The sequence below is a fragment of the Pseudomonas sp. HMSC076A11 genome (genome assembly GCF_001810205.1).
Taxonomy (GTDB): Bacteria; Pseudomonadota; Gammaproteobacteria; order Pseudomonadales; family Pseudomonadaceae; genus Pseudomonas; species Pseudomonas aeruginosa.
Window position 1 is genome coordinate 18,518 of record NZ_KV800307.1, and the last position, 11,034, is coordinate 29,551.

The 11,034-nt window shown below is 68.2% G+C and carries 8 protein-coding genes and 1 pseudogene; 8 read left to right on the forward strand and 1 reads right to left on the reverse strand.

Annotated features, from left to right (window positions below; all coding sequences use genetic code 11):
* Positions 1-54 precede the first annotated feature (54 nt).
* From mexX to HMPREF2716_RS14865, 3 genes are read left to right on the forward strand one after another with little or no spacing between them, the layout of a single operon-like run.
* Positions 55-1,245 (forward strand): multidrug efflux RND transporter periplasmic adaptor subunit MexX, encoded by a 1,191-nt coding sequence (gene mexX, locus HMPREF2716_RS14855; RefSeq protein ID WP_003118551.1) that lies wholly within the window; start codon positions 55-57, stop codon positions 1,243-1,245.
* A 15-nt stretch (positions 1,246-1,260) separates the two neighbouring features.
* Entirely contained in the window at positions 1,261-4,398 is a 3,138-nt protein-coding gene (gene mexY / locus HMPREF2716_RS14860; RefSeq protein WP_061193841.1) for a multidrug efflux RND transporter permease subunit MexY, read from the forward strand.
* On the forward strand, positions 4,398-4,616 hold the full coding sequence (locus tag HMPREF2716_RS14865) for a hypothetical protein (protein ID WP_003113507.1): 219 nt from the start codon (positions 4,398-4,400) through the stop codon (positions 4,614-4,616). Before mexY ends, HMPREF2716_RS14865 begins: the two co-directional genes overlap by 1 nt.
* Before the next feature lie 22 nt (positions 4,617-4,638).
* On the opposite strand, the gene HMPREF2716_RS14870 is transcribed toward HMPREF2716_RS14865, so the two are convergent.
* Positions 4,639-5,568 carry an SdiA-regulated domain-containing protein gene (locus tag HMPREF2716_RS14870; protein WP_023128929.1) on the reverse strand — a complete coding sequence of 310 codons (930 nt, stop codon included), beginning with the start codon at positions 5,566-5,568 and terminating at the stop codon, positions 4,639-4,641.
* 192 nt (positions 5,569-5,760) lie between these two features.
* Here HMPREF2716_RS14870 and liuR point away from each other — a divergent pair, with 192 nt between their 5' ends.
* From liuR to liuD, 5 genes and pseudogenes are all read left to right on the forward strand, one after another.
* Positions 5,761-6,165, forward strand: coding sequence for a liu genes transcriptional regulator LiuR (liuR, locus tag HMPREF2716_RS14875; protein WP_003100383.1), 405 nt, complete (start codon positions 5,761-5,763; stop codon positions 6,163-6,165).
* Positions 6,166-6,213: 48 nt separating this feature from the next.
* Positions 6,214-7,377, forward strand: coding sequence for an isovaleryl-CoA dehydrogenase (gene liuA / locus HMPREF2716_RS14880; RefSeq protein ID WP_010794101.1), 1,164 nt, complete (start codon positions 6,214-6,216; stop codon positions 7,375-7,377).
* A gap of 122 nt (positions 7,378-7,499) precedes the next feature.
* A complete protein-coding gene (gene liuB / locus HMPREF2716_RS14885; protein WP_070621938.1) occupies positions 7,500-9,107 on the forward strand; it encodes a methylcrotonyl-CoA carboxylase subunit beta in 1,608 nt (535 codons plus the stop codon).
* 13 nt (positions 9,108-9,120) lie between these two features.
* Positions 9,121-9,918 (forward strand): gamma-carboxygeranoyl-CoA hydratase, encoded by a 798-nt coding sequence (locus HMPREF2716_RS14890; RefSeq protein WP_003088598.1) that lies wholly within the window; start codon positions 9,121-9,123, stop codon positions 9,916-9,918.
* Positions 9,915-11,034 (forward strand): annotated as a pseudogene (gene liuD, locus HMPREF2716_RS14895) (methylcrotonyl-CoA carboxylase subunit alpha); the annotation flags it as partial. The gene HMPREF2716_RS14890 and the pseudogene liuD, both read left to right, overlap by 4 nt.

Below are 11,034 nucleotides of genomic sequence, written 5' to 3' on the forward strand. Positions count from 1 at the left end.
GTTGCGGTGCCCTTTCCCGGGCAAGCTCGCGAGTTCACGAATCGAGGGACACCCATGCACATCCAATGGACCGGCTCGCTGCGCGGGCTGCTGGCGGCCCTGGTCGCCCTATTCCTGCTGGGCTGCGAAGAAGCAGCGGACGCCGGGAAGACTGCGGAGGCCCCCGCCGAGGTCGGCGTGATCGTCGCCAGGCCGGCGCCTATCGGCATCACCAGCGAGCTGCCCGGACGCCTGGAAGCGTACCGCCAGGCTGAAGTGCGGGCGCGCGTCGCCGGCATCGTCACCCGTCGCCTGTACGAGGAAGGCCAGGACGTCCGCGCCGGCACCGTGCTGTTCCAGATCGACCCTGCGCCCTTGAAGGCGGCCCTGGACATCAGCCGCGGCGCCCTGGCCCGGGCCGAGGCCAGCCACGCGGCGGCGGCCGACAAGCTCAAGCGCTACGCCGACCTGATCAAGGACCGCGCCATCAGCGAACGCGAGTACACCGAAGCGCAGACCGACGCGCGCCAGGCCCTGGCGCAGATCGCCTCGGCCAAGGCCGAACTGGAGCAGGCCCGCCTGCGCCTGGGCTACGCCACGGTCACCGCGCCGATCGACGGCCGCGCGCGGCGCGCGCTGGTCACCGAAGGCGCGCTGGTCGGCGAGGACTCGCCGACACCGCTGACCCGCGTCGAGCAGATCGATCCGATCTACGTGAACTTCTCCCAGCCGGCCGGCGAAGTCGCCGCCATGCAGCGGGCGATCCGCGAAGGCCAGGTGAAGGGTGTCGCCGACAAGGACATCGCCGTGCGCCTGGTCCTGGCCGACGGCAGCGAGTACCCGCTGGCCGGCGAGCTGCTGTTCTCCGACCTGGCGGTCGACCCCGGCACCGACACCATCGCCATGCGTGCCCTGTTCCGCAATCCGCATCGCGAATTGCTGCCCGGCGGCTACGTGCAGGTGCGCTTGCAACGCGCGGTGAACCCGCAGGCGATCACCGTCCCGCGCGACGCGCTGATCCGTACCGCCCAGTCCGCCGTGGTCAAGGTGGTCAACCCACAGGGCGTGGTGGAAGACGTGGAGGTCCGCGCCGACACCCTGCAGGGCCGCGACTGGATCATCAGCCGCGGGCTCAAGGGCGGCGAGCGGGTGATCGTCGAGAACGCCGCCCAGCATGCCGCCGGCTCCAGCGTCCAGGCGGTGGTTCGCCAGCCGGCCAGCGCCGACGCCCCCTCACCGCTGGCCGCCTCGCCGGCGGGCCAGTGACGGAGAACGCTACGAATGGCTCGTTTCTTCATTGACCGGCCGGTCTTCGCCTGGGTGATCTCCCTGCTGATCGTGCTCGCCGGGGTCCTGGCGATCCGCTTCCTGCCGGTCGCCCAGTACCCGGACATCGCGCCGCCGGTGGTCAACGTCAGCGCCAGCTATCCCGGCGCCTCGGCCAAGGTGGTCGAGGAAGCGGTGACCGCGATCATCGAGCGCGAGATGAACGGCGCGCCCGGCCTGCTCTACACCAAGGCCACCAGCAGCACCGGCCAGGCCTCGCTGACCCTGACCTTCCGCCAGGGCGTGAACGCCGACCTCGCCGCGGTGGAAGTGCAGAACCGCCTGAAGATCGTCGAGTCGCGCCTGCCCGAGTCGGTGCGGCGCGACGGCATCTACGTGGAGAAGGCGGCGGACAGCATCCAGCTGATCGTTACCCTTACCTCCTCCAGCGGCCGCTACGACGCCATGGAGCTGGGCGAGATCGCCTCGTCCAACGTGTTGCAGGCGCTGCGCCGGGTGGAGGGCGTGGGCAAGGTCGAGACCTGGGGCGCCGAGTACGCCATGCGCATCTGGCCCGACCCGGCCAAGCTGACCTCGATGAACCTCAGCGCCAGCGACCTGGTCAACGCCGTGCGCCGGCACAACGCCCGCCTCACCGTGGGCGACATCGGCAACCTCGGGGTCCCCGACTCGGCGCCGATCAGCGCCACGGTGAAGGTCGACGACACCCTGGTGACGCCCGAGCAGTTCGGCGAAATTCCGCTGCGCATCCGCGCCGACGGCGGCGCGATCCGCCTGCGCGACGTGGCCCGCGTCGAGTTCGGCCAGAGCGAGTACGGCTTCGTCTCGCGGGTCAACCAGATGACCGCCACCAGCCTGGCGGTGAAGATGGCGCCCGGCTCCAACGCGGTGGCCACCGCCAAGCGCATCCGCGCCACCCTCGACGAGCTGTCGCGCTACTTCCCGGAGGGCGTGAGCTACAACATCCCCTATGACACCTCGGCGTTCGTCGAGATCTCGATCAGGAAGGTGGTCAGCACCCTGCTCGAGGCGATGCTGCTGGTGTTCGCCGTGATGTACCTGTTCATGCAGAACTTCCGCGCCACCCTGATCCCGACACTGGTGGTGCCGGTGGCCCTGCTGGGCACCTTCACGGTGATGCTCGGCCTGGGCTTCTCGATCAACGTGCTGACCATGTTCGGCATGGTCCTGGCGATCGGCATCCTGGTGGACGACGCGATCATCGTGGTGGAGAACGTCGAGCGGCTGATGGCCGAGGAAGGCCTGTCGCCGCACGACGCCACGGTCAAGGCGATGCGCCAGATCAGCGGGGCCATCGTCGGCATCACCGTAGTGCTGGTCTCGGTGTTCGTGCCGATGGCGTTCTTCAGCGGCGCGGTGGGCAACATCTACCGCCAGTTCGCGGTGACCCTGGCGGTCTCCATCGGCTTCTCGGCGTTCCTCGCGCTGTCGCTGACCCCGGCCCTGTGCGCCACCCTGCTGCGCCCGATCGACGCCGACCACCATGAGAAGCGCGGCTTCTTCGGCTGGTTCAACCGCGCCTTCCTGCGCCTGACCGGACGCTACCGCAACGCGGTGGCCGGCATCCTCGCCCGGCCGATCCGCTGGATGCTGGTCTACGCCCTGGTCATCGGCGTGGTCGCCCTGCTCTTCGTGCGCCTGCCGCAGGCGTTCCTGCCGGAAGAGGACCAGGGCGACTTCATGATCATGGTGATGCAGCCCGAAGGCACGCCGATGGCGGAGACCATGGCCAACGTCGGCGACGTCGAGCGCTACCTGGCGGAGCACGAACCGGTGGCCTACGCCTATGCGGTCGGCGGCTTCAGCCTGTACGGCGACGGCACCAGCTCGGCGATGATCTTCGCCACCCTGAAGGACTGGTCGGAACGCCGGGAGGCCAGCCAGCACGTCGGCGCCATCGTCGAGCGCATCAACCAGCGCTTTGCCGGCCTGCCCAACCGTACGGTGTATGCGATGAACTCGCCGCCGCTGCCGGACCTGGGTTCCACCAGCGGCTTCGACTTCCGCCTGCAGGACCGTGGCGGGGTTGGCTACGAGGCCCTGGTCAAGGCCCGCGACCAGTTGCTGGCGCGCGCCGCCGAGGACCCGCGTCTGGCCAACGTGATGTTCGCCGGCCAGGGCGAGGCGCCGCAGATCCGCCTGGACATCGACCGGCGCAAGGCGGAGACCCTCGGCGTGAGCATGGACGAGATCAACACCACCCTGGCGGTGATGTTCGGCTCGGACTACATCGGCGACTTCATGCACGGCAGCCAGGTGCGCAAGGTGGTGGTCCAGGCCGACGGCGCCAAGCGCCTGGGCATCGACGACATCGGCCGGCTTCACGTGCGCAACGAGCAGGGCGAGATGGTGCCGCTGGCGACGTTCGCCAAGGCCGCCTGGACCCTCGGCCCGCCGCAACTGACCCGCTACAACGGCTATCCCTCGTTCAACCTCGAGGGCCAGGCCGCGCCGGGCTACAGCAGCGGCGAAGCCATGCAGGCGATGGAGCAATTGATGCAGGGCCTGCCCGAGGGCATCGCCCACGAGTGGTCCGGCCAGTCCTTCGAAGAACGCCTGTCCGGCGCCCAGGCGCCGGCGCTGTTCGCCCTCTCGGTGTTGATCGTGTTCCTCGCCCTGGCGGCCCTCTACGAAAGCTGGTCGATCCCGCTGGCGGTGATCCTGGTGGTGCCGCTGGGCGTACTCGGCGCACTGCTCGGGGTGAGCCTGCGCGGTCTGCCCAACGACATCTACTTCAAGGTCGGCCTGATCACCATCATCGGCCTCTCGGCGAAGAACGCCATCCTCATCATCGAGGTGGCCAAGGACCATTACCAGGAAGGCATGAGCCTGCTGCAGGCGACCCTGGAGGCCGCGCGCCTGCGCCTGCGACCGATCGTCATGACCTCGCTGGCGTTCGGTTTCGGCGTGGTCCCGCTGGCGCTCTCCAGCGGCGCCGGTTCCGGCGCCCAGGTCGCCATCGGCACCGGGGTGCTCGGCGGGATCGTCACCGCCACGGTACTCGCGGTGTTCCTGGTACCGCTGTTCTTCCTGGTGGTCGGGCGCCTGTTCCGGTTGCGCAAGGCGCCGCGCACCGGCAACTCGCCCCAGATCCCCACGGAGCAAGCCTGATGCCCCTAGCGAAACTCTCGCTCCCCACCCTGGCACTGTGCGTCGGGCTGCTCGGCGCCTGCCCGCCGACGCCTCGCCAGCCGCGCGCGGCCCCCATCGTTCCGGCCAGCGGCCCCGACCTTCGGGGCAAGCTGGACGACTGGCAACAGCAGTTCACCGACCCGCTGCTGCGACAGATGATCGGCTACGCGCCGGCGCTATCCGGCGCGCAAGCCTGAATTCCGCCGTCCTTTTCCCACCCTAGTCGGCCGCTGGCAGCGCTCGGCTGAAGCGGTAGAACAGGTTCGGCTCGCTGACCACGTACAGTCTGCCCCGGTCGTCCATCGCCAACCCTTCGGCCTGCGGCACGTCGTCCGTCAGGCCATGGTTGCCGCCACGCAGGGTCAGGCTGCCGAGCGGATCCCCGGCGCGATCCAGTTCGATGACCACCCGCGACTCGTCGGAAAGCACCAGCAGGTGATCGCTGGCCTTGTCGTAGTAGAGGCTCGACAGATCGGTGAGGAACAACCCGCGATCGCGCTGCGGGTCGCCGCCGACGCTCAGGTCGAGCGCCTCGCCGCGGTCGTTGAAGAAGCCGTTTACCTCGATGATGCCCACCGGCGCCTTTTCCCGGGCCACGAACAGGCGCTCGCGCAGCGGGTCGTAGGCCAACCCCTCGAAGCCCTTGTTGCGCTTGTTTGCACTGCCCAGGGAGAACTTCCGGGCGTTGCGCGGATCGTCGATGTCGATCACCCGGGTGTCGGCGTCGACATGGATCTCCACCAGGCGTTGGCGACGCTCCTCGGCGACCACGTAGACGCCGGGCCGGATGTACTCGATAGCCTCCGGATCCTGGAAACCGCGCAGGGGGATGCGTCGCAGCAATTCGCCGTCCAGCGACAGCTCGAGGAAATGCGGGTCCTGGTTGGTCACGCTGACCAGGCTGCGCCGGCTGGGGTCGAAGGACAGCGCCGACACGTTGGACTCCGCGCCCAGCACGCGGGCTTCGATATCGACCCGATAGTCGGCCAGGCGCAGGGCGTTCTCGCGCGCAACATCGCCGCCGTAGCGCTGCTCCAGCTTGAACCAGATTCGCTCGAACGCGCGCTGCTGCTGGCCCGCCACCAGCAGCGCAAGCAACGCGGCGAGCAGGCAAGCCAGCAGCGTCCTGTAGGTCATCAGCCGACTCATCGTTACGACTCCTCCGAGAAACACAGTGTTCGGCGAAGCAGAACAGAGCCATCCGCGCCCTTTCATGAGGCGCCGATTAAATCTTTCTGACAAGCATCTTTCACGGCTGTCATTTTTCCCCCGTTCCAGGCGTTGACAGGATTTCGGCGCAGCTTTACGTTAACGTAAAGGTAAACAAGCAGGTGCCAGCGTATGTCCATCACCTACACCATCTCCGATCTCGCCCGCGAACTGGACATCACCACCCGCGCCATCCGCTTCTACGAGGAGCAAGGCCTGCTCTCCCCCGAGCGACGCGGCCAGGAACGCATCTATTCGCCGCGCGACAAGGTCAGCCTGAAGCTGATCCTGCGCGGCAAGCGCATCGGTTTTTCCCTCGCCGAATGCCGCGAACTGATCGAGCTCTACGACCCGGACCCGAGCAGCGGCAACCAGAAGCAGTTGAACACCATGCTGGAGAAGATCGCCGAGCGCCGCGCCCAGCTGGAACAACAGTTGCTGGACATCGAACAGATGCAGCTGGAACTGGATACTGCCGAGGAGCGCTGTCGAGCGGCGCTTATCAAAAGCTATAACAAACATACAGTTGAAACATAAACCTCATTCAAAGCTTTAAACCGGACAAGCACAATTACAGGTGAAAGCATGACCTATCCCAGCCTCAACTTCGCCCTCGGCGAAACCATCGACATGCTCCGCGACCAGGTGCGCGGCTTCGTCGCCGCCGAACTGCAGCCGCGCGCCGCGCAGATCGACCAGGACAATCAGTTCCCCATGGACATGTGGCGCAAGTTCGGCGAGATGGGCCTGCTCGGCATCACCGTCGACGAGGAGTACGGCGGTTCGGCGCTGGGCTACCTGGCCCACGCCGTGGTCATGGAAGAGATCAGCCGGGCCTCGGCTTCGGTGGCGCTCTCCTATGGCGCGCATTCCAACCTCTGCGTCAACCAGATCAAGCGCAACGGCAACGCCGAACAGAAGGCCCGCTACCTGCCGGCCCTGGTATCCGGCGAACACATCGGTGCGCTGGCGATGAGCGAACCCAACGCCGGCTCCGACGTGGTCTCGATGAAGCTGCGCGCGGACCGGGTCGGCGACCGCTTCGTTCTCAACGGCAGCAAGATGTGGATCACCAACGGTCCCGATGCCCATACCTATGTGATCTACGCCAAGACCGACCCGGACAAGGGCGCGCACGGGATCACCGCGTTCATCGTCGAGCGCGACTGGAAAGGCTTCAGTCGCGGGCCGAAGCTGGACAAGCTGGGCATGCGCGGCTCGAACACCTGCGAACTGATCTTCCAGGACGTCGAGGTACCCGAGGAGAACGTCCTCGGTGCGGTCAACGGCGGGGTCAAGGTACTGATGAGCGGCCTCGACTACGAGCGCGTGGTGCTTTCCGGCGGCCCGGTGGGAATCATGCAGGCGTGCATGGACGTGGTGGTGCCGTACATCCATGACCGCCGCCAGTTCGGCCAGAGCATCGGCGAATTCCAGCTGGTCCAGGGCAAGGTGGCCGACATGTACACCGCCCTCAACGCCAGCCGCGCCTACCTGTACGCCGTGGCCGCCGCCTGCGACCGCGGCGAGACGACCCGCAAGGACGCCGCCGGGGTGATCCTCTACAGCGCCGAGCGCGCCACCCAGATGGCCCTGGACGCGATCCAGATCCTCGGCGGCAACGGCTACATCAACGAGTTTCCCACCGGCCGCCTGTTGCGCGACGCCAAGCTCTACGAGATCGGCGCCGGCACCAGCGAGATCCGCCGCATGCTGATCGGCCGCGAGCTGTTCAACGAAACCCGCTGAAGCCTCGCTCTTCCCGGCCCTTTTCCGCCAGGGAGAGGGCATTCCATTGCATCGACAGGCGCATCGCCAGGTCGGGAGCGGGCGCCAACCGCTTCCGCCCACCTCGACACGGAGCCACCGCCATGGCCATCCTGCACACCCAGATCAATCCACGCTCCGCCGAGTTCGCGGCCAACGCCGCGACCATGCTGGAACAGGTCAACGCCCTGCGCACCCTCCTCGGCCGCATCCACGAAGGCGGCGGTAGCGCCGCCCAGGCCCGGCACAGCGCGCGCGGCAAGCTGCTGGTGCGCGAACGCATCAACCGCCTGCTCGACCCCGGCTCGCCGTTCCTCGAGCTTTCCGCCCTCGCCGCCCACGAAGTCTACGGCGAAGAGGTCGCCGCCGCCGGCATCGTCGCCGGGATCGGCCGGGTCGAAGGGGTGGAATGCATGATCGTCGGCAACGATGCCACGGTGAAGGGCGGCACCTACTATCCGCTGACCGTGAAGAAGCACCTGCGGGCCCAGGCCATCGCCCTGGAGAACCGCCTGCCATGCATCTACCTGGTGGACTCTGGCGGCGCCAACCTGCCGCGCCAGGACGAGGTGTTCCCCGACCGCGAGCACTTCGGCCGGATCTTCTTCAACCAGGCCAACATGAGTGCCCGCGGCATCCCGCAGATCGCCGTGGTCATGGGCTCCTGCCCCGCCGGCGGGGCCTACGTGCCGGCGATGTCCGACGAAACCGTGATGGTGCGCGAACAGGCCACCATCTTCCTCGCCGGGCCGCCGCTGGTGAAGGCCGCTACCGGCGAGGTGGTCAGCGCCGAGGAACTTGGCGGCGCCGACGTGCACTGCAAGGTCTCAGGGGTCGCCGACCACTATGCCGAGGACGATGACCATGCCCTGGCCATCGCCCGCCGCTGCGTCGCCAACCTCAACTGGCGCAAGCAGGGCCAGCTGCAATGCCGTGCACCGCGCGCGCCGCTGTACCCCGCCGAGGAGCTGTACGGGGTGATTCCCGCCGACAGCAAGCAGCCCTACGACGTGCGCGAAGTGATCGCACGGCTGGTGGACGGCTCCGAGTTCGACGAATTCAAGGCGCTGTTCGGCACCACCCTGGTCTGCGGCTTCGCCCACCTGCACGGCTATCCGATCGCCATCCTGGCCAACAACGGGATCCTCTTCGCCGAGGCCGCGCAGAAAGGCGCGCACTTCATCGAGTTGGCCTGCCAGCGTGGCATCCCGCTGCTGTTCCTGCAGAACATCACCGGTTTCATGGTCGGCCAGAAGTACGAGGCTGGCGGCATCGCCAAGCACGGCGCCAAGCTGGTGACCGCGGTGGCCTGCGCGCGGGTGCCGAAGTTCACCGTGCTGATCGGCGGCAGCTTCGGCGCCGGCAACTACGGCATGTGCGGACGCGCCTACGACCCGCGCTTCCTGTGGATGTGGCCGAACGCGAGGATCGGCGTGATGGGCGGCGAACAGGCCGCCGGGGTGCTCGCCCAGGTCAAGCGCGAGCAGGCCGAGCGCGCCGGCCAGCAGCTCGGCGTCGAAGAGGAGGCGAAGATCAAGGCGCCGATCCTCGAGCAGTACGAGCACCAGGGCCATCCCTACTACTCCAGCGCGCGACTGTGGGACGACGGCGTGATCGATCCGGCGCAGACCCGCGAGGTGCTCGCCCTGGCGCTTTCCGCCGCCCTCAACGCCCCCATCGAGCCGACCGCCTTCGGCGTGTTCCGCATGTGACGAGCAGACCAGCATGAGCGAATTCCAGACCATCCAGCTTGAGATCGACCCGCGCGGCGTAGCCACCCTGTGGCTGGACCGGGCGGAAAAGAACAACGCCTTCAATGCCGTCGTGATCGACGAACTGTTGCAGGCCATCGATCGCGTCGGCAGCGACCCGCAGGTCCGCCTGCTGGTGCTGCGCGGCCGTGGCCGGCACTTCTGCGGCGGTGCCGACCTGGCCTGGATGCAGCAGTCGGTGGACCTCGACTACCAGGGCAACCTGGCCGACGCCCAGCGCATCGCCGAACTCATGACCCATCTCTACAACCTGCCCAAGCCGACCCTGGCGGTGGTCCAGGGCGCGGTGTTCGGCGGCGGGGTCGGCCTGGTCAGTTGCTGCGATATGGCCATCGGCAGCGACGACGCGACCTTCTGCCTGTCCGAGGTACGCATCGGCCTGATCCCGGCGACCATCGCCCCGTTCGTGGTCAAGGCCATCGGCCAGCGCGCCGCGCGGCGCTATTCGCTGACCGCCGAGCGCTTCGACGGACGCCGCGCCAGCGAACTGGGCCTGCTCAGCGAAAGCTGTCCCGCCGCCGAACTGGAAAGCCAGGCCGAGGCCTGGATCGCCAACCTGCTGCAAAACAGCCCGCGCGCCCTGGTCGCCTGCAAGGCGCTCTACCATGAGGTCGAGGCCGCCGAGCTGAGCCCGGCGCTGCGCCGCTACACCGAGGCGGCCATCGCCCGCATCCGCATCAGCCCGGAAGGCCAGGAAGGCCTGCGCGCCTTCCTGGAGAAACGCACGCCCGCCTGGAGAAACGACGCATGAACCCGGACTACCGCAGCATCCAGCGCCTCCTGGTCGCCAACCGCGGCGAGATCGCCTGCCGGGTGATGCGCAGCGCGCGCGCCCTCGGCATCGGCAGCGTCGCCGTGCACAGCGACATCGACCGCCACGCCCGCCACGTCGCCGAAGCCGACATCGCCGTCGACCTGGGCGGCGCCAAGCCCGCCGACAGCTACCTGCGCGGCGACAGGATCATCGCAGCTGCCCTCGCCAGCGGCGCCCAGGCGATCCACCCCGGCTACGGCTTCCTCTCGGAGAACGCCGACTTCGCCCGCGCCTGCGAGGAAGCCGGCCTGCTCTTCCTCGGACCGCCGGCGGCGGCCATCGACGCCATGGGCAGCAAGTCGGCCGCCAAGGCGCTGATGGAAGAAGCCGGCGTGCCGCTGGTGCCCGGCTATCACGGCGAAGCCCAGGACCTCGAGACTTTCCGCCGGGAAGCCGGGCGCATCGGCTACCCGGTGCTGCTCAAGGCCGCCGCTGGCGGCGGCGGCAAGGGCATGAAGGTGGTGGAGCACGAGGCCGAGCTGGCCGAGGCCCTTTCCTCCGTCCAGCGCGAGGCCAAGGCCGCCTTCGGCGACGCGCGGATGCTGGTGGAGAAATACCTGCTGAAGCCGCGCCACGTGGAGATCCAGGTATTCGCCGACAGCCATGGCCACTGCCTGTACCTCAACGAACGCGACTGTTCGATCCAGCGCCGCCACCAGAAGGTCGTCGAGGAAGCCCCCGCCCCCGGTCTCGGTGCGGAACTGCGCCGGGCCATGGGCGAGGCCGCGGTACGCGCGGCGCAGGCGATCGGCTACGTCGGCGCCGGTACCGTCGAATTCCTCCTCGACGAACGCGGCCAGTTCTTCTTCATGGAAATGAACACCCGCCTGCAGGTGGAACACCCGGTCACCGAGGCCATCACCGGCCTCGACCTGGTCGCCTGGCAGATCCGCGTCGCTCGCGGCGAGGCGCTGCCGCTGACACAGGAACAGGTGCCGCTGAACGGCCACGCCATCGAAGTGCGGCTCTACGCGGAAGACCCCGAGGGCGGCTTCCTCCCCGCCAGCGGCCGCCTGGCGCTGTACCGCGAAGCGCCCGCCGGCCCCGGCCGGC